Source organism: Maridesulfovibrio spiralis (SeqCode) (genome assembly GCF_048571135.1).
Lineage (GTDB): Bacteria > Desulfobacterota > Desulfovibrionia > Desulfovibrionales > Desulfovibrionaceae > Maridesulfovibrio > Maridesulfovibrio spiralis.
Genome location: NZ_CP182344.1, coordinates 1774326 through 1793292 on the forward strand (window position 1 = coordinate 1774326; position 18967 = coordinate 1793292).

General features: G+C 51.3%; 15 protein-coding genes. 13 read left to right on the forward strand and 2 right to left on the reverse strand.

Features of this window, described 5'->3' with window-relative positions:
- The first annotated feature begins 135 nt into the window (after positions 1–135).
- From ACNI29_RS08040 to ACNI29_RS08100, 13 genes are all read left to right on the forward strand, one after another.
- Entirely contained in the window at positions 136–2358 is a 2223-nt protein-coding gene (locus tag ACNI29_RS08040; RefSeq protein WP_419781683.1) for a methyl-accepting chemotaxis protein, read from the forward strand.
- 2 nt (positions 2359–2360) lie between these two features.
- A complete protein-coding gene (locus ACNI29_RS08045; RefSeq protein WP_419781684.1) occupies positions 2361–2855 on the forward strand; it encodes a chemotaxis protein CheW in 495 nt (164 codons plus the stop codon).
- Positions 2856–2858: 3 nt separating this feature from the next.
- Entirely contained in the window at positions 2859–4151 is a 1293-nt protein-coding gene (locus ACNI29_RS08050) for a CheR family methyltransferase (protein WP_419781685.1), read from the forward strand.
- Positions 4151–4807 carry a chemotaxis protein CheW gene (locus ACNI29_RS08055; RefSeq protein ID WP_419781686.1) on the forward strand — a complete coding sequence of 219 codons (657 nt, stop codon included), beginning with the start codon at positions 4151–4153 and terminating at the stop codon, positions 4805–4807. The genes ACNI29_RS08050 and ACNI29_RS08055 overlap by 1 nt, the downstream gene beginning before the upstream one ends.
- Before the next feature lie 10 nt (positions 4808–4817).
- A complete protein-coding gene (locus ACNI29_RS08060) occupies positions 4818–7640 on the forward strand; it encodes a response regulator (protein WP_419781687.1) in 2823 nt (940 codons plus the stop codon).
- The gene (locus tag ACNI29_RS08065; RefSeq protein WP_419781688.1) at positions 7637–8653 is read left to right on the forward strand and encodes a chemotaxis response regulator protein-glutamate methylesterase; all 1017 of its coding nucleotides are present in this window, start codon (positions 7637–7639) and stop codon (positions 8651–8653) included. Before ACNI29_RS08060 ends, ACNI29_RS08065 begins: the two co-directional genes overlap by 4 nt.
- A gap of 4 nt (positions 8654–8657) precedes the next feature.
- A complete protein-coding gene (locus tag ACNI29_RS08070) occupies positions 8658–9845 on the forward strand; it encodes a SpoIIE family protein phosphatase (RefSeq protein WP_419781689.1) in 1188 nt (395 codons plus the stop codon).
- 41 nt (positions 9846–9886) lie between these two features.
- Positions 9887–11701, forward strand: coding sequence for a methyl-accepting chemotaxis protein (locus ACNI29_RS08075; RefSeq protein WP_419781690.1), 1815 nt, complete (start codon positions 9887–9889; stop codon positions 11699–11701).
- Between the two features lie 70 nt (positions 11702–11771).
- Entirely contained in the window at positions 11772–12464 is a 693-nt protein-coding gene (locus ACNI29_RS08080; RefSeq protein ID WP_419781691.1) for a response regulator, read from the forward strand.
- Positions 12465–12630: 166 nt separating this feature from the next.
- A complete protein-coding gene (locus tag ACNI29_RS08085; RefSeq protein WP_419781692.1) occupies positions 12631–14433 on the forward strand; it encodes an ATP-binding protein in 1803 nt (600 codons plus the stop codon).
- Between the two features lie 266 nt (positions 14434–14699).
- Positions 14700–15536, forward strand: a complete 837-nt coding sequence (locus ACNI29_RS08090) for a DMT family transporter (protein WP_419781693.1) — start codon at positions 14700–14702, stop codon at positions 15534–15536.
- A 58-nt stretch (positions 15537–15594) separates the two neighbouring features.
- Positions 15595–15891: a type II toxin-antitoxin system RelE family toxin gene (locus tag ACNI29_RS08095; RefSeq protein ID WP_419781694.1), complete on the forward strand. Its 297-nt coding sequence runs from the start codon at positions 15595–15597 to the stop codon at positions 15889–15891.
- On the forward strand, positions 15848–16222 hold the full coding sequence (locus ACNI29_RS08100; protein WP_419781695.1) for a helix-turn-helix transcriptional regulator: 375 nt from the start codon (positions 15848–15850) through the stop codon (positions 16220–16222). Before ACNI29_RS08095 ends, ACNI29_RS08100 begins: the two co-directional genes overlap by 44 nt.
- Before the next feature lie 167 nt (positions 16223–16389).
- Here the strand turns inward: ACNI29_RS08100 and ACNI29_RS08105 are convergent, their stop codons facing one another.
- Together ACNI29_RS08105 and argS are read right to left on the reverse strand one after the other, a co-directional pair.
- Positions 16390–17112, reverse strand: a complete 723-nt coding sequence (locus tag ACNI29_RS08105; RefSeq protein WP_419781696.1) for an SPOR domain-containing protein — start codon at positions 17110–17112, stop codon at positions 16390–16392.
- A 21-nt stretch (positions 17113–17133) separates the two neighbouring features.
- Positions 17134–18777: an arginine--tRNA ligase gene (gene argS / locus ACNI29_RS08110; protein ID WP_419781697.1), complete on the reverse strand. Its 1644-nt coding sequence runs from the start codon at positions 18775–18777 to the stop codon at positions 17134–17136.
- Between the last annotated feature and the right edge of the window lie 190 nt (positions 18778–18967).

An 18967-nucleotide genomic window follows, 5' to 3' on the forward strand; every position in this document is an offset into this window, starting at 1 on the left:
ATTGATTTAATCATATAAAATAAATACAAGAGAGGGACGGGTGTCAGAATATCTGCACTCTGTTATGCTTTAATCCGCTTAATCTGTAATAAAGGGTGCTTCCGTCTGCCGGGTGGAAGTGCCGGGATGTATTCGATGCGTTTTTCCCTCAGAAGAAAGATAATCGCCATTGCCTGCGGGGCCGCAATTATTCCTATTGTGGTCATGTTTCTCATTACCGATGTCCTTGAAGACCGTTTGCAGCTCTGCATGAAGGATGAGGTAAACTCTCTTATTGAATCTCATGTTTCCCAGTTGGCTGCAGATCTGTACGAGGAATGCCGCACAGCCGACCAGTTGCTGGTTGCTGAGACCAGAAGGGCATCCATGGCTCTTGAGGCTCTGCTTGCAGATGAAGGCCGGGTGATGATTCAGAAAAACGTTACGGATTGGCCGGTCAACAACCTTCGTTCAGCTGAAAAGAGCGATATTACCCTGCCTGTACTGAGCATCGGCGGCAACAGACTTACCTATGCCCAGCGTAAAGGTAAACCATTGCCTATGCTGGTTGAGGCTACCCGTATTTCCGGTGCTTACTGCACCATCTTTCAGCGGATCAACCCCGAAGGTGACATGCTGGTGGTAGACACCACTGTCGGGAGCGGTAAAGGCAATTGGAAGCTGGGAGATATCTTTTATTCTCTAGGTGATGACGGACAGGTTGAATCGGCCATTGATGATGTTCTGTCCGGACGCAATACTGAAAAATATGAGCGTCCGGATGATGGAACCCGGTTTACGATCTATGTCCCCCTGCGCGACCAGGATGGTTATGTGACCGGAATGGTCGCAGTTTATATGCATGACGACATCGTCGATGTGTTGAAAAAATCCATGCTTAAAACTTCCATCGGCAAGACCGGGTATATCTGGGTTATCGGAACCAGCGGAGAAGACAGGGGCCGCTATATTGTTTCCAATTCGGCAAAGAATGACGGAGTTTTTGTAGATTCTGTCGGCGATAAGAAAGGTTTTGTCGAAGACCTTATCAACCAGTCAATGGATGCAGGCGAAGGCAAGCTTAACAGCAAAACCTATCTTTGGAAGACTGGACCTGACGACAGCGGGCGGGACAAACTTTCCGTATTTACATATTTCAAGCCTTGGGGATGGGTTATCGGAGCCGGGGTTTACCTTGATGAATATCAGGGTATTTCCGACCGTTTGACCGGGGTTCTGGACTATCTGGTCGAATGGCTGCTTATCACCGGAATGGTGCTGCTGGCGATTACTCTTGCCGTGTCTTTCTATGCCAGCGGGCTTATTGCCGAACCGGTCAGCCATATGGTTGAGCTGGTCAAGGTCATTGCCTCCGGAGATGTTTATACTGCCCGGGAAAGTCTTACCGGAGTGGAAGAGCATTGTCCCAATGCCCGTAAAGCCATCAAGCATGCGGATAACCCTGAAGTTCTTGATGAGACCGGACAGCTTTATCTTGCGGTCAAAGGAATGGTTGAGGCCCTCTATTCCCTCATTGGTCAGGTGCAGCGCTCCGGTATTCAGGTGACTACGTCTTCAACTGAAATTGCTGCTTCGGCCCGCCAGCTGGAAGTCACCGTTAACCAGCAGGCCGCTGCCACCACCCAGATCAGTGCTACCAGTGCCGAAATTTCTGCCAACTCCGGCGAACTGGCCGGAGCCATGCACTACGTGAATGACTCCGCATCCAACATGAACAGTTTAGCCACAGAAGGGCAGGACGGCCTGAAGACCATGATCAGAATAATGGATGAACTCAGCTCGGCCACCGTGTCCATTACCGGCAAGCTGGATGAAATAAATGACCGGGCCAACTCCATTGAAGGCATCGTTAATACCATCACCAAAGTGGCAGACCGTACCAACCTGCTTTCCCTGAATGCCGCCATTGAAGCTGAAAAGGCCGGGAAGTTCGGGCAGGGCTTCTCTGTGGTTGCAGCAGAAATCAGGCGTCTTGCAGACCAGACTTCCGTTGCTGCGCTTGAAATTGAGGATATGATCAGCAACATGCGCAGCTCCGTTGATTCCGGCGTGGACGAGATGGAGAAGTTTGCTTCTGATGTCCGTTTCGGCGCAGATAAAGCGGGTAAGCTGGGCAAGAAGCTGGAAGGTATCATGACCGGGGTCCGGGAACTTAACCCGCGCATCGAGCAGGTGAATGACGGTATGAGCGCACAGGCTGAAGGAGCAGGGCAGATCAGTGAAGCCATGTCCCAGCTTTCAGATACCGCTTCCGATACTTCCGATGCCCTTTCAGAATTCAACCGGGCTACCTCGCAGCTGAATGAAGCTGTGCAGGGTTTACGCAGCGAAGTTTCCCGTTTCAAGGTGAGTGAATAACGATGCTGGTGCTTACTTTCAGGATAGGTGAATACGTTTACGGGCTGGAGGCACGCACTGTGGCTGAGGTTGTTCCGCCAACAGTGTGTAAGGAATTGCCCCGTTCACCAGATTACGTGAAAGGACTTTTTAACTACCGGGGCAAGGTTACTCCGGTTGTGGATCTTTCCATGCTGGCCATGGATCTTCCCTGTGTGTCTCGCATGTCCACCCGTATTGTAATCATAGATCTTGCTGATCTTGATGAAGGTGCAAAGCGCGAAGAGCACTTTCTGGGTCTGCTGGCAGAAAATATCACCGAGACCCTCAAAGTTGCTGATTCAGATTTTGAAGATCCCGGGTTGGAAATCCCGGATGCGCCATGGTTGGGCAGGGTTGCCCGCATCAATGGAAACATGCTGCAGCTTCTGAAGCCGTACAAGCTGCTTACCGAAGAGTTGCGCACGGTGCTTTTTCCCAAGGAAGCTGGAGACGGTCTTTCAGGAGGGCAGGAGTAACCGATGAATCTTGCTCCGTTTCAAAAAATCCTCAACCGCGCGGTCGGGCTGGCGCCTGATTCGTTGTCCAGTTCCGGCATCAGGCTGGCTTTGAAGGCGCGGATGCGTGAGACTGGGTGCACTGAAAAAGAGTATCTTGCCCTGCTGCGTTCCAGTGAAAAAGAGCTTTCTGAACTGGTTGAGGAAATTGTTGTTCCGGAAACATGGTTCTTCAGGGACGGAAAGCCTTTTGACTTGCTGTTTGAAATGTCAGCGGGACGGAATGACAGAGAATTCAGGGTTCTCAGTGCGCCATGCTCCACCGGGGAAGAACCGTATTCCATTGCCATGACCCTTATGGGTGCGGGATTGAAGGATTTTCGAGTGGACGGGGTGGATATCAGCGAAAGGGCTTTGCACAAGGCCAGAGCGGCAATCTTTCAGGAGAATTCATTCCGTACGCAGCTGCCGTTTTATGCTGAAAGATGTTTCAGCAAATGTAGTCAGGGGCGTAAATTGAATCGCGATGTCCGGGATGCGGTCCGCTTCTTTTCCGGTAATCTTGTTGAGGGCTGCCTGCCGCAGGGACGGTACGATGTTATCTTTTGCCGCAATCTATTGATATATCTGGATGATGGTGCACGAAGGTGTCTGGCTTCCCTGCTCAGTGAAAAGTTGAAGGACGATGGATTGCTTTTTGTGGGCCATGCCGAGATTCTGCCCCTCTTTAATGATTGGTTCACCCCGGTCAGGAAACAGGGCACATTCGCATTGCGCAAGGGTAAGCGAAAGGTTGCTGCGCTTCTGCGGAATCCAATCTGTCCCCGAAAAGATTGCATGCCGGAAGCTGGAGTGGTCACGAACAGACGGCCTGCAACGGAAAGCACATTCAAACCTGCTGCCGTTCAGACGGATTTGTACCGTTCCGGGCTGCCACCGTGCAAAGAGTCTAAGTTTTCTGTTGCTGTGAAAGAAGATCCGGGGGTGCTGAAAGAACCGGACGGACTTTCAGTGAATGATATTAAAAAGCTGGCTGACCGGGGCAGAATTGTTGAAGCGTTGAATATGTGTGACGGGCTTCTGCATGATGCCGGGCCGGACCCGGAACTTTTTCATCTCAGCGGGTTACTGCATGAGGCCGGGGGAAATATTTCTATGGCTGAGGAATGTTATGGCAAGGCCCTGTATCTTGAGCCGGACCACATGGAATCGCTGGTGCATCTTGCCCTGTTGCTGGAAAACAGGGGGGATCTGCGTAAGGCTGAAATTATGCGCAACAGGGCCCGCCGGGCTGAAAAACGAAATGAGGCCGGATAATGCTTGAATCCTGCTGGAATACAATTGGATACGCCGGTGACAGGTCCTGCCCTGAACTTGAGCGCTGGTCCCACTGTTACTATTGTCCGAATTTTACAAGTGCCGGGTTGTCTCTTCTGGATCGTGAACCGCCCGAAGGGTATCTGGACGAGAATACCGAATCCGTATCTATCGTGAAGGAAGAGGAGCAGGCAGAAACCTCCGGTGCAGTTGTTTTCAGGATCTCAAGGGAATGGCTGGCTCTTTCATCGCAGGTTTTTGTTTCGGTGTTGGAAAAACGCACTGTGCGCCCGGTTCCTCATCGGAACAGTAGGATGTTCCGGGGGCTTACCAGTCTGCAGGGGCAGATCATACCTGTTGTTTCAGTGCGGGAATTGCTTGGTCTTGATGAAGAGTATTTGAGTGACGAGGAAAAGGGGTTCAGGGTTTACAGCAGGTTTATCTGCGTGGACCGTGGCTTCGGTCGCTGGATTTTCGGGGTGGACGAAGTTTTCGGGGTTCACCATTATTCCCCGGATGTGCTGATGGATACCCCGGCAACGGTTGCCAAGTCTCCGGCCGCATACACACGCGGTTTGTTTGAGATTGACGATAAACGAATTTCATTGCTGGAAGACGAGCTTCTTTTCGAGGCTTTTAACCGCATCATCAAGTAAGGCGGAGATTATGGGCAACAGCCGGACAGATAATTCCATGCTGGAACTATTTCGCATGGAGGCGGAGAAGCATACCCGGGTGCTGGAAGAATCCATTCCCGGACTGGCTGAAGATGTTTCCCCTGAAAAAGTTCAGCCTCTTATCCATGCTACCCACGCGTTGAAAGGTGCGGGTAAGATCGTGGGACTGCAGGAGGCGGTCGACCTTTCGGAATCCATAGAAACCGTGCTGGATCATTGTTCCGGTTCCGGTGTTCTGCTTGTGCTGCCTGTGATTGAAGCCTTGTTGGAAGGCGTGCGTTTCATGCATGGGCTGGGTGAAGTTGAAGCCTCAGAGATGGACGGCTGGCTCGAAGAAAGAACTGACGAATTCAAATCCCTGCTGGAGCGCATAGAGTCCGGTGAGCCTGTTGAAGATCCTGTATCGGATGAGCCTGTAGTGGAAGAGGCGGCAGCAGAAGATCCAGTAGCAGCAGAAGCTGAGTCCGTCCTCAATGAAGATATTCCCCTTGCCGATCTTTCCATGCTTGATCTCTTCCGCATGGAAGCCGAGAGCCATGCGCAGGCCCTGAATACCGGACTGCTGGAGCTGGAGAAAGACCAGTCTCCCGATAAAGTGGAACCGCTCATGCGTGCGGCGCATTCCATGAAAGGTGCGGCCCGTATTGTGGGCCTGAACGATGCCGTGGCCCTTGCCCACGCCATGGAAGACCTGCTTGTTGCCAGCCAGAAGGGACAGATAGTCCTTGATTCCGATCAGATCGATATGCTCCTTGCGGCCACTGATATTTATAGCGATGTTTCAAAACTGGAGACCGATGCCATTCAGGGATTTTTGAGCGAGCGCAAGCCGCTTATGGATCTTATGGAAAATGCATTGCGTGGGGATGAAGCTGCTGCGGCTGAAGTATGTTCTGCAGTCTGTCCGCATGGAATTCCACCTTCCGCTTTGGATGTGAATGAACCTGTTCTTGAATCTGCGCCGCAAGGCTCTGTGGAACCGCAGGCCGAACAGGCACAAGAGGGGGCTGCCACCGTTGCTGCTGCTCCTAAAGCAGCCAAGGAAAGCCCCGCCCCGTCTCAGGGAGTGCGTGCTCCAGAGGATTCCGTGGTCCGTGTTTCCGCTGGAAACCTGAACAGGCTTATGGCCCTTGCCGGGGAAAGTCTTGTGGAATCCGGTAGGCTGGGTGAATTTGCCTCATCACTTTTGCGTTTGAAGGCCGGACAACGGGATTTGATGAAGATTCTGGAAGAATCCTGCGAACGTGTCCGTCATGGCGAAACAGCAGAGGATGTGGTCGACCAACTCAAGGATGCGTTGACGGATTGTCAGGTACGTCTGGTCAAGCATATCAACGAATTCGATCTTTTCCGTCGCCGCACGGATAATGTTTCCGGCAGGTTGTACCATGAGGTTATCGCCAGCCGAATGCGGCCTTTTTCTGACGGAGGACTTGGTTTTCCCCGTCTGGTCCGAGATCTGGCCCGCTCACTGGGCAAGGAAGTTGATTTTGTCATAGAAGGTGAAAGCACCTCGGTAGATCGCGATATTCTGGATAAGCTGGAAGCTCCACTCAACCATTTGATCCGAAATTCGGTAGACCACGGTATTGAGATGCCTGATGAGCGCATTGCCGCCGGAAAGACGTCCACCGGAACCGTCAAAGTCACTGCCGGACACCGGGCCGGGATGCTTTTTATCGAAGTGCGGGATGACGGTCAGGGACTGGACCCGGAAAGAATTCGGGCCAAGGTTGTGGAGCGTAAGCTGGCCCCGGCACGCATGGCTGAGGAGATGAGCCGTGCGGAGCTGATGGAGTTCCTGTTTCTGCCCGGTTTTTCCACCGCTGGAAAGGTTACGGAAATCTCCGGTCGCGGGGTCGGGCTGGATGTTGTTCATGCCATGGTTCAGGAAGTAGGGGGCACAGTGCGTGCTGAATCCGAACCCGGACAGGGCATGTCTTTCTCCATGCAGCTTCCGCTGACCCTCTCGGTAATCCGCACCCTGCTGGTGAAAATAGCTGATCAGCCCTACGCCATTCCTTTAAGCCGCATCAGCCGCATTGCCGCAATTCTTCCCGAACAGCTGCAACTGGCCGAGGACCGCCAGTATGTGTCTTTGGACGGAGCAAATGTGGGACTGGTTCCCGCTGCCCAGATTCTGGGTGTTACCGCAAGAGCCGGCGATGAAACCGGACTCAAGGTTGTGGTCATCAGCGACCGCATGAACAGATACGGTCTGGTTGTAGATGATTTTCTTGGTGAGCAGGACCTTGTGGTCCGTCCGCTCGATCACCGTCTGGGCAAAGTCCCGGATGTTAACTCCGTTGCCATGATGCCTGACGGTTCCCCGGTGTTGATTCTGGATGCCGAGGATCTGGTGCGTTCCATTGATAATCTCCTTTCCGGCGGCAGGCTGAGTAAGGTGGGCATGGAATCCGCTGTGAGCGGTCCGGTGCAGAAGATTCTGGTGGTCGATGATTCGCTTACTGTGCGTGAGGTTGAGCGCAAGCTGCTGGCAAACCACGGTTATGATGTTGATACGGCTGTGGATGGGCAGGATGGGCTTAACGCGGTTATTTCAGGGCAGTATGATCTTGTGGTTACGGACGTTGATATGCCGCGAATGAACGGTCTTGAGTTGACCCGCAGGATCAAGGATGACCCTGATTTGAAATCCATTCCGGTGATGATGGTTTCCTACAAGGACCGCAAGGAAGACAAGCTGCGCGGTCTTGAAGCGGGAGCAGACTACTATCTAACCAAGAGCAGTTTTCATGATGAAACCCTGCTTTCAGCTGTTGAAGATCTTATAGGCGGGGCCGGAAAATGAGAATAGGAATTGTAAATGATCAGGCTGCGGCAGTGGACGTGCTCAAAAAGGTGGTTACTTCCGCCGGGCATGAAGTAGTCTGGATTGCCCATAACGGGTCTAAGAGTATAGAAAAATGTTCCGCCAACGTGCCGGACATTGTGCTCATGGATCTGGTCATGCCTGTATTGGATGGAGCCGGGGCCACAGAAGGCATAATGAAGAAATGCCCTTGTCCGGTCCTGATCGTTACATCCAGCATTGAGGGTAATTCTACCAAAGTTTTCGAAGCAATGGGGGCCGGGGCGTTGGATGTGGTAACAACTCCGGTTCTTAATGCCACCGGCGAGATTGAAGGCGGAGAGGATCTTCTCTCAAAAATTTCCGTGATCGGTAAGCTGCAGGGTGGCAGCAGGATTCGTGAAGTAGTGAAGCCCGTGCCTAGAGTGCGGGAAGTCCCGCCGCTGCTGGCCATCGGTAGTTCCACCGGGGGGCCTTCAGCATTGGCTTCTCTTTTGGGAGCTTTACCTGCCGATTTTCCGGCTGCTATTGCCATTGCCCAGCATGTGGATGGTCATTTTTCCGAAAATCTGGCCCAGTGGCTGGACAGCCAGACTGAGCTTAAAGTGAGATTGGCCCGTTCCGGGGAGATCCTGAAGCCGGGGATGGTCGTCATCGCACCGGGTGACCGACATATGCGCATGACCCACGGAGGCTCTGTGGAGCTGACCAACGGTCCCGGAGAGAATCTTTACGTACCTTCAGTTGATGTCCTTTTTGACAGTCTTTGCTGCGCAGGTTTTCCTTCCAACTCGGCGGCGTTGTTGCTGACCGGGATGGGAGCGGACGGTGCAAGGGGCATGCTGGAACTCAGGAATTCCGGTTGGATGACTGTGGCACAGGACAAGGAGTCCAGCGTGGTTTGGGGCATGCCCGGTGCGGCAGTGAAAATGGGTGCTGCGCGTGAGGTCCGCTCCATTGAGGAGATTCCCAATTTTCTTGTAAGGCATTTTAAAAAAAGTTTCAGGAGTTAGGAAGATGACCGAAGTCAAAGAACAGTTGCTTACTGAACATAAGATCAATGTTCTGCTTATAGATGACCAGCCTATGGTAGGGGAAGCCGTGCGGCGCATGCTGGCAGGAGAAGATGACATTGATTTCCATTTTGTGAGCGACCCGACCAAGGCCATCCCCACAGCCGAGGAGTTGATGCCCACAGTGATCCTGCAGGATCTTGTCATGCCTGATATTGACGGCATGACCATGGTTAAATTCATGCGCGTCAACTCCAAGCTCAAGGATATCCCCCTGATCGTGCTTTCCACTAAGGAAGAGGCCACCACCAAGGCCGAGGCCTTTGCCAACGGAGCTAACGATTATCTGGTCAAATTGCCGGACCGTATCGAACTGTTGGCCCGCATCCGCTACCACTCCAAAGGTTACATCAACCTGCTGCAAAGGAACGAGGCTTATGAGCAGTTGCGTAAAAGCAGGGATGAGATGCGCAAGGAGCTTGCTGTTGCCGCTGATTACGTTACTTCCCTCCTTCCGGAACCGGTTAAGGAAGGGGATATTCAGGCCGACTGGCGGTTTATTCCTTCAGCTTCTCTGGGCGGAGATTCTTTCGGTTACCACTGGCTCGATGATGATCATTTCGCCATGTACCTGCTCGACGTCTGTGATCACGGGGTCGGTTCGGCTTTGCTTTCAGTCTCGGCAATGAACGTGCTCCGTTCCCAGACACTGCCGGATACAGATTTTCTTAAGCCGGACATGGTCCTTAAATCCTTGAATGATTCGTTCCAGATGGACCAGCAGAACAACCTTTATTTTACAATGTGGTACGGGGTTTACCGTAAATCCGACCGTACTTTGACCTATTCCAGCGGCGGACATCCCCCGGCTCTGCTCATCGTTGACGGTGAAACACAGCAGCTGCGTACTCCGGGTATGATTGTGGGCGGTATGCCGGACATGACTTACACCAGCGATAGTGTGACCGTAGAGCCGGGAGCACGTTTCTTTTTATACAGTGACGGTGTTTACGAGTTGAAGAAAGTTTCAGACGGTAAGATGTGGGAGTTTGAAGAGTACTCCGGGTTCATGAAAAGTACCGGCGGCGAACTCGGTGAGCCCATTGACCAGCTTATAGCCTATACTCGCGAACTGCAGGGCGGTGAGCTTTATGAAGATGATTTTTCCATGGTGGAATTTGTTTTTGCCTAAAGCGGATTCCTGCCGTTAATCGGGAATAAAGAGGACTGAGAATGAGTATCCGTAAACAGTTCATAACCGGGTGTGTGGTTTTTTGCATCGCCCTGACTGTGGCCATCATGTGGTTGGTTTCAGACTATGCCCGCGAAACATTGATGGACCAGTACCGGTCCAAGGCCGAAATCATGCTTCACACCATGAAGGCGGTCCGCAAGCATACCGGGGCTGTGATCCGTCCCAAGGCTACTGAGATGTTGCCGGAAAATATGTTTGTTACCGAGTTGCAGTCAACTTCCTTTACGGCTAACGGTGTCTTCAACCGTATTCCCGACCAGTATCGGCATGAGCTGACATTTAAAACAGCTTCCACCAAGCCCCGCAATCTCAAAAACCTGGCGACCAGTGATGAAGCACGGATTATTGAAGAGCTGGACACCATGGCCCGGGAAGGCAAGAAGCCGTTCATCGGGGAAACCCGTATCATCAACGGGATAGAATCTTACATTGTTGCCGAAGGTGAGTTAAACAAGCCTTCCTGTATGGTCTGCCACGGTGATCCCAAGGATGCCCCGCCATCCATGAAGAGCAGATATCCGGTGCAGGATGACATGGGTTATTTCCGTAAACCGGGCCGTATTGAATGTGCCATGATTTCCGCTATTCCGCTGGCGGCGATGGATGCGGCGTCTAATCAGGCTATCGGCGCAGTTGTCTTCATGGGTTTTGTCTTTATTGCCGTGACCCTCAGTTTTCTGCTTTTCGGTCTGAACCTTATTTTCAGACCTGTTTCGCAGATAACCGGAATTGCCAAGCATGTCGCCGCAGGGGATTTGAAAAGCGGTAGTGTTGCTATTCGCAAGATGAAAAATCAGGCTGAAGGTAAATTTTTTGCCGGAAGGATTATCCGTCCGGGTAACGAAATAGGTAATCTCGTAACTTCTTTTGAGACTATGGTTTCCGGTCTTTCTGATCTCATCGGCGAGGTTCGGACTTCCGGTGACAATGTCTCTGTTGCCGGAAACAAAATCAGGTCCACTGCCGAACATATCGACGCTGCTGTAAACAGGCAGGCAGCTTCCACCAATGAAGTGACCGCCACCAGCAGGCTGATCAGTAAAACTTCCAAAGATCTGGTGGAAGTGATGTCAGATGTGGCTGAATCTGCTAGCGAATCAGCCCACATGGCCGAAGCCCTGCAAGGTAATATCGCGCAGCGCGAGCAATCCCTTATCAAGTTGGTGGATTCCACTGACAGTGTTTCTTCACGTCTTGCCGCTATCAATGAAAAGGCCAGCAGGATTAATCACATTGTGACAACCATTGCCAGAATCGCCGACCAGACCAACCTGCTCTCGCTCAATGCGGCCATTGAGGCTGAAAAGGCGGGACAGTTCGGGCAGGGATTCTCCGTAGTCGCCCGCGAAATGCGCAGACTGGCTGACCAGACCGTGATCGCGGCAGAAGACATTGAGCTGATGGTGCGCGACATGCAGGCTGCGGTCAGCTCCGGGGTAATGGAAATGGAAACCTTTAATCAGGAAGTACGTTCCAGCGTGGATGAAGTTGAAAAAATGAGTTCCGATCTTGGATTGATCGTTGATCAGGTCAGAGTCCTTAATCCACGCTTCAATGATGTTTCCCGGTCCATGGGTGATCAGGCCGATAGTGCGGAGCAGATCAGCGATGCCATGGGTGACCTTAGTGAATCCGCAGCAGGCACAACTGAATATCTTGAAGAGTTCAACAGAACGGTCGCGAGCCTGAACTACACCGTGCAGACCCTCACCGGGGCGGTGGATGGTTTTCAGGACGTAGAGGATGATTTTTTCATCTCAAAGGAAGAAAAAGAGCCGGAATCTGACAATTAACAGAGTTGTAACGGCTTCGCCTTAATTAGTACCATTGTTACAGGTAAGGTCCGACCAAAAGGAGAACATTGTGTCAGTTGAAAAAATACTGGTCGTGGAAGACCATAATGATACTATCGAGTTGCTGAAATACAACCTGACCTCTTCCGGTTATGAGGTTGTAACCGCCATGGACGGGCATAAGGCCCTTGACCAAGCGAGAAATGAACACCCGGACCTGATCCTGCTGGACCTCATGCTGCCCGGTATTGACGGCCTTGAAGTCTGTCGCAGGCTGAAACAGGAAGTCGCTACCCAGCACATCCCTGTGGTCATGCTTACCGCTAAAGGCGAAGAAGTTGACCGTGTTGTCGGTCTTGAGCTTGGTGTGGACGATTATATCGTCAAGCCGTTCAGTCCCCGCGAGCTGGTGCTCAGGGTCAAAGCCGTACTGCGCCGAAGCACTGAAGTGCCCGAACCGCGCCGCCCCGGTAAATGGAGTCGTGAAGGTCTGTCCGTGGATTTTGAAGCCCACACCGTAGAGTGCGATGGAGATCTTGTGGCCCTTACCGCCACCGAGTTTAAGCTCTTTTCCGAGCTTTTGCAGCATGAAGGCAAGGTCCGCACCCGCGATCACCTGCTTGATACTGTTTGGGATACCCATTTTGAAGGTTACTCCAGAACAGTTGATACCCACATCCGCAGATTGCGTCAGAAGCTTGGTCCCTATGCGGACTATATTGAGACAGTTCGCGGCGTTGGATATCGCTTCAAGAACGCCTAAGTTTCCCATAATTCGTGACTTTTAGTGCGCTACCCTTTTCCGGTTCGTCCGGAGGGTTTTGTTGCGCCTTTTAAAGTAATCCTTACCTGATAGTCATCTTGGGGTGCTGGTTTTGTGTTAAGTCTGCAGCATGTTATTTTGTAACTATATGAATTGACGACTGATTATGAATAAAGAACTCAAGTTTTCAATTAAAAACAAGTTGTTCCTTGCGGTTTGTTTAACGGCTGCGATCTGCATCAGTCTGCCTCTTGGTTTTGCTTATCATTTATTGAAGGCGGATCTGGTTGCAGATGCGCATAGCAGTGTTCTGGAAAAGATCAGGCTGAGCAAACGATTATATTCCAAGAGTTATGATAGCGAAATCAAAGGGCGTGTTTCGTTTGTCTCCGGTATGTTGGGTACTGAAGTCGGGTTCATCTCAGTTGATGGCAAGGTGGAAGTTGTCCCGGCATGGTCTATTGGTAATAATTTGTCCTTGAATAAAGCGGAAATACTCAATGCGAAGGATGGCAATCCCGGAGTCAGCGTAATTAATGATTCTCAGGATGGGGAACAGATGCTGGCAGCTATCAAAGTGGATAAATCAGTGCTGTCCCCGGCCGGGTATCTGGTAATCCATAAATCTCTGAGTGGCCTTGAGGAAAGGATGGGAATGATCCTGAAGGTCTTTTTCTGGGCTTTGCCTATTGTTGCTTTGGTCTGCTACGGGGTTATCCGTTTTGTGACCATGCAGCTTACTTCTTCTGTTGAGTCCATGGTGCGCACTGCTGAGGCGGTGGGGCAGGGTAATTACAAGCGAAGGATCAGAACATTTCCGGACAAGGAGTTTTTGCCTCTTGCTAATTCCATTAACTGGATGGCGGAGCGCATTGATGATCATGTCAGTATTATTACCGGGCAGAAAAACAAGATTCAGGCCGTGCTGAACGGCATGTGGGACGGGGTCATGGTTCTGGATGGAAATTGCCGTATTCAGAGTGTAAACCGCGCCTTGAGTGATGTTTTTCCCGGTATACAGAATGATATAGGACGTACTCCATTGGAAATTGTTCCCAGTCCTGATCTTTATGATGCCTGCCAGGAGCTGGTTTCCCCGGAAGGACCGGAGGCAAAAGCCGTACAGGTCGTTTTGCCCAACGGACGGGTCTATGACGTAAACATTGTCCGCTCCCCGCATACCTCGGAACCGGGGCAGGGACCGGGAGCTATTGCCGTTTTTCACGACATCAGCGAGATCAAGCGTTTGGAAACCGTGCGTCAGGATTTCGTAGCCAATGTTTCCCATGAATTGCGGACACCGCTCACCTCTGTGAAAGGTTACGCCGAAACCCTGCTTTCCGATCCTCCCCCGCCGGAAAATGTGCAGAAGAATTTTCTGGCTACCATTGAAAAGAATGCCAATCACATGTGTAAGATTGTGGATGATCTGCTCAACCTGTCCCGATTGGAAAGTGGGCATGAGAAGGTTGACCTGCTGCCCATTGATCCCAGTGATGTCCTGCGTGAAGCATGGGAAGCCTGTTCCGGGCTTGCAGGTAAGCGTAATGTGGAACTCAAGCGCAGTTTTGATAAAGGGGATTTCAGCGTTGAAGCTGATTCAGGGCAGCTCATGCAGCTGTTCAGGAATTTGCTGGAAAATGCTATCAAATACGGTCCTGAAGACAATCCCATCTATGTTGAGCACGAAGTTGTAAATGGTTGTTTGCAGCTTTCCGTAATTGATGAAGGACCGGGGATTCCCACTGCGGATCAGACACGCATATTCGAGCGTTTTTATTCTGTTGAAAAATTCCGCCGTAATGAGTTCGGTTCCACAGGGCTGGGTCTGGCTATATCGAGGCATATCGTCTCCAATCACGGAGGTGAGATAGCTGTGCAGTGTCCGCCCAAAGGACGCAGGCAGGGTACTGCTTTCATCTTCAGCCTGTCGCTTTTGCAGGCCGATGCTGTGCAGAAAGCTGTTTAAAATGTTTGTAGATGCGCTAGCGCGCTTTTTGATGGAAGGATTATGCCTCCAGCGGCGCTTTCAGCGGGACCAGAGGAACTTTTTGTAAAAAGATTCTCTGGACTCTTCAAAAACTTTTGTCGGGGCTTCGCCGCTTCGGATTCAAGATTGTGTTTCTTTAACGGCTGTCTCTTACTTGAGGCGGCCGTTTTTTGTTTACGACATTATATTGATGACAATGAGGGCTGTGCAAGTTTAGATTTTATGGAAATTTAGGGAGGTCCGGTTTGAGCGATAAAACCAAAGCAGTTCTTCTTATGGCCGCGACGGCCTTGATATGGAGTTCCGGCGGGCTGGCTATCAAGCTGGTGGAATGGAATCCCATGGCCATTACCGGGGTGCGCAGTGCTCTTGCAGCCTTGACGCTGGCAGTCCTGTTCCGGGGCCGTTTGAAATTCGGATTCTCTCTCGTTCAACTTGGGGCTGCTGTCGGGTATGCCGGTCTTTTGATTACCAATGTTGCTGCAACCAAGCTGACAACCTCGGCCAATGCCATCCTTCTGGCTTACACTGCTCCGGTATATGTAGCTTTACTGGCTCCGTGGTTTCTTAAGGAGAAAACCAGCCGCAGCGATTGGATTTTCATCGCTGTTACTGTGGGTGGCATGGTTTTGTTTTTCGTCGATAAACTCTCTCCCACCGGGCTCTGGGGAAATATAATCGCCGTTGTCACCGGGATGTCTTACGCCATTTTTACGCTCTGCATGCGGGCCCAGAAATCAGCATCCCCGGTGGAGTCCGTGATCATGGGGCATGTGCTGACCGTGTTTTGCGGCCTGCCTTTTATGTTCAGTGCTCTGCCATCAGCCGAAAGCTGGATGGGGCTCATCTATCTCGGAATTTTTCAGCAGGGAATATCCCTCGCTCTTTATACATGGGCCATCAAACGTCTTGGCGCGCTGGAAGCCATCCTGATCATGACCCTTGAGCCGATCTTCAACCCGATCCTAGTGGCTGTCGGCTACGGTGAAATCCCCGGTAAATGGGCGATAATCGGCGGGTTGGTGGTAATTGGAGCGGTGACTGCGCGTGGCGTGTTGCCGTTACTAAGGAAGGGAGACTAAGTTTTTAGTTCCGTTTATTTGAAATTGACAATATACCAAATATAGGTATTTTATTTGTATGGCATGGGATATAAAGTTAACGGCAAAAGTGCGTAAGCAGGCAACAAAATTACCTGAAGACATGCAATCTGTTTTTGTTGCACTTTTGGATGAAATTTCAGTTTCAGGGCCTGTAAGGTCTTCATGGCCGAATTACGGAAAACTTAAAGGTAAAATGGATTGTTACCATTGCCATTTGAATAAGGGAAAACCACGTTATGTGGCGGTTTGGAAGGTCGTGGACCAGACAGTTAAGATAGTCGAGGTGCGTTATGTTGGAACTCATGAAAAAGCAGACTACAAAAGGAATTGCTGAGTTTTGTCTTAGGGTCCCGGAGAAGGATGCAGCCAAGCTCCATAAGCTCCTCACGGGATTGTTTGAGCTTTCAGAAATTCCCATGCGTGAGGTTAATGAAGAAGGCGAAGAACTGTATTCTTTTGATGACGTTTTTCCCGATCATCATAAGGGAGTCACTTTGCGTGGTTTGCGCTTGCGTGAGGAACTCACACAGGCGCAGCTGGCAGAAAAATTGAGTATCAAGCAACATCATATTTCTGAGATAGAGAATGGTAAGCGGTCAATTTCAATTGAAATGGCGAAGAGGCTGGCTGATGTGCTGGTAACTGATTATAAGGTCTTTTTGTAGGTAAAGCGGCTATGCAACTGCAACCAACAAAGCCCTATTAAAAGTTTTTGGGAGTCTTGAACCCTTTTAGCAAAAAGGTTTTAAGACCCCGGAGGGACCCGCGGTAGCGCCCCCGGAGGGAATAGGTATTAAAAAAGCCCGGAAGTTTGAACTTCCGGGCTTTCTTATTAGATAGCTTTCTTGCTCTTCAAAAGCGGCTTTTTGATGCCGAACTTGGCGAGCGTTTTTTTCATTGCGTTGGTGGAATCCGGTGTCCCGGTATGACGGACAAAGACGCGGTACCATGTACGGTTGCCGCCTTTTCCTGCTTCCACGTAGGAGTTTAGGCCGCTGGCGGTGAGTTTGTCTGCAAAGACCTGTGCCCTTGCGTTATCACCAAATGATGCGGCCTGATATATGTAGTTGTATTTTGGTTCATCAACCTCAACAGGATCATCGATTTCCACCGGCGGTTCAGGCTCTGTCTGCTGAACTGCGGCGGGCTTTTCCACACCTTTCACTGCAGTCGCTGCTGCCTTTACGGGCTCAGCTTTTATTTCAGGCTTCTTGGCTACTTCCTTTTTCGGCTCGGCCTTTTGTTCCTGCGGCTGAACTGCGGATTCCGGTTTTTTCTTGAGCTGGTCGATGTAGTCCAGTTCTTCGGGTTTAAGCACTCCGCCTTTAACTTCCCCGGAACCGTTATGCGACTGGCTGGGCAGCATCATGGCTATTTCGGGTACGTCTTTCTCTGGCTGGTATCCACGTCCAAGCAGGATGCCCAGCACAAAGAAGGCGCACAGGGCACCGACAGCCCCGGCACACAGCCCGATGATTTCAGGCATGGTAAAGGTAAAAGTGAATGTCTTTTCCTGACCGGGAGCGGTCTTCTTCTTTTTTTTGGGCGCAGCCATGGTGGAAACTCCGTTGAATATTTACATGCGTTCGGGCGCGGACACACCAAGCAGGCTTAGGCCGTTGGCGAGCGTCCGGGCAACGGCCTGCAACAGAACCAGCCTTGCAGCGATGACATCTTCCTCTGCGGAAAGGATGTGGTGCATGGAGTAGAATCTGTGCAGTGCGCTGGCCAGATCGCGCAGGTAGTAGCTGATTACGTGGGGGCTCATGTTGCGGCCTGCGTTTTCAGCTACGTCTGCGAACTGGTCCATGAGCTTCATGAGGTTCAGTTCTTCCGCGTTGGTCAGGCTGGCAAGAGGTGCAGCGTCCACTGCGGGAACAGCGAGACCCTGATCAGCAGCTTTGCGCATTACGGAGCAGATACGCGCGTGGGCGTACTGTACGTAGTAGACCGGGTTATCCATGGTCTTCTGTTTGACCAATTCGAGGTCGAAGTCGAGGTGGCTGTCACTCTTTCTGGAGAGAAACATGAAGCGGGATGCGTCGCGGCCTACTTCGTTAACCACGTCTTCGAGGGTTTCAAATTTACCGGCACGGGTGGACATTGCGATCTGTTCACCGCCGCGCAGCAGGTTAACCAGCTGTACGAGGATTACATCAAGCTGTCCTTTTTTGCCGAGAGCTTCAACAGCGGCCTGCATGCGTGGAATGTACCCGTGGTGGTCAGCACCCCAGATGTCGACGACAATGTCGAAACCGCGCTTATATTTGTCATCGTGGTAAGCGATGTCGGAAGCGAAATAGGTCAGGTCACCGTTGGACTTGCGCAGTACGCGGTCTTTGTCGTCACCGAGTTCGGTGGATTTGAACCAGAGCGCGCCGTCTTCTTCGTAAGCCATGCCGCGTGCTTTCAGGTCAGCGAAGGTTTCATCAACCTTACCGGCGGAAACGAGGCTTTTTTCGGAGAACCATACGTCGTGGCGTACATCAAATGCTGCGAGGTCTTTCTTGATACCTTCGAGGATTTCATCTTTACCGTATTCACGGCAGATGGCGATGGCTTCCTCTTCAGCCATATCGAGGATGCCGGGGTTGCGTTCCAGCACTTCGGCAGCGAGGTCTTTGATGTATTCGCCTTTGTAAAAATCTTCGGGATCTGCAATGTCGCGGCCCTGGGACTGCTGCAGGCGAACCCAGATGGAGGTGCCGAGAATGAGCATCTGGCGCCCGGCATCGTTGACGTAGTATTCAGCTTCAACGTCATATCCGGTGAATTCGAGGATGCGCACAAGGCAGTCACCGAGAGCAGCGCCGCGGCCGTGGCCGATGTGCAGCGGTCCGGTGGGGTTGGCGGAAACGTATTCCACCTGAATTTTGGTGCCCTTGCCGATTTCACTGCGACCGTACTCCGCACCTTTACTCAGCACTTCGGGAACGAGTGCCTGCCAGAAAGCAGAGGAAAAGGTGAAGTTGAGGAATCCGGGGCCGGCAATATCAATTTTCTCGATGTATTTGTCTCCTGCAAGTTCGGTCTGAATCGTTTCAGCAATTGCTCGAGGATTCATTTTAGCCTGTTTGGAGAGCATCATGGCGATGTTTGCGGACATGTCGCCGAATTTTTTATCTTTGGGAGGCTCGATAACGGCCTTCTCCGGCCATTCCCAGCCTTTGGTTTCGAGAATGGAACCGAGTACTTTTTCAAGGTGTTGTTTCGCTTTCATGGCGGAAGAAATCTCCTTAATAGAATTATATCAGACAGCCCCGTGCAATTAATTTTTTACTTTCAGCGGGCTGTTCGTAGCTTTGCGCATGCTTCGCTTATCATCTTTCTTTACAGCTTCCAAGTGCTCTGTTGGGGGTTACAAAAATATCTATAACACGAATCTTAATTGAGTTTGTGAAAAAACGGAT

What these genes read in the sequence shown, in the direction of transcription:
- ACNI29_RS08095 (WP_419781694.1), top strand. Translation starts at nt 15,595, where the DNA reads ATGGCATGGGATATAAAGTTAACGGCAAAAGTGCGTAAGCAGGCAACA.
- ACNI29_RS08040 (WP_419781683.1), top strand. Translation starts at nt 136, where the DNA reads ATGCGTTTTTCCCTCAGAAGAAAGATAATCGCCATTGCCTGCGGGGCC.
- argS (WP_419781697.1), bottom strand. Translation starts at nt 18,777, where the DNA reads ATGAAAGCGAAACAACACCTTGAAAAAGTACTCGGTTCCATTCTCGAA.
- ACNI29_RS08050 (WP_419781685.1), top strand. Translation starts at nt 2,859, where the DNA reads ATGAATCTTGCTCCGTTTCAAAAAATCCTCAACCGCGCGGTCGGGCTG.
- ACNI29_RS08075 (WP_419781690.1), top strand. Translation starts at nt 9,887, where the DNA reads ATGAGTATCCGTAAACAGTTCATAACCGGGTGTGTGGTTTTTTGCATC.
- ACNI29_RS08065 (WP_419781688.1), top strand. Translation starts at nt 7,637, where the DNA reads ATGAGAATAGGAATTGTAAATGATCAGGCTGCGGCAGTGGACGTGCTC.
- ACNI29_RS08105 (WP_419781696.1), bottom strand. Translation starts at nt 17,112, where the DNA reads ATGGCTGCGCCCAAAAAAAAGAAGAAGACCGCTCCCGGTCAGGAAAAG.
- ACNI29_RS08060 (WP_419781687.1), top strand. Translation starts at nt 4,818, where the DNA reads ATGGGCAACAGCCGGACAGATAATTCCATGCTGGAACTATTTCGCATG.
- ACNI29_RS08070 (WP_419781689.1), top strand. Translation starts at nt 8,658, where the DNA reads ATGACCGAAGTCAAAGAACAGTTGCTTACTGAACATAAGATCAATGTT.
- ACNI29_RS08100 (WP_419781695.1), top strand. Translation starts at nt 15,848, where the DNA reads ATGTTGGAACTCATGAAAAAGCAGACTACAAAAGGAATTGCTGAGTTT.
- ACNI29_RS08085 (WP_419781692.1), top strand. Translation starts at nt 12,631, where the DNA reads ATGAATAAAGAACTCAAGTTTTCAATTAAAAACAAGTTGTTCCTTGCG.
- ACNI29_RS08055 (WP_419781686.1), top strand. Translation starts at nt 4,151, where the DNA reads ATGCTTGAATCCTGCTGGAATACAATTGGATACGCCGGTGACAGGTCC.
- ACNI29_RS08045 (WP_419781684.1), top strand. Translation starts at nt 2,361, where the DNA reads ATGCTGGTGCTTACTTTCAGGATAGGTGAATACGTTTACGGGCTGGAG.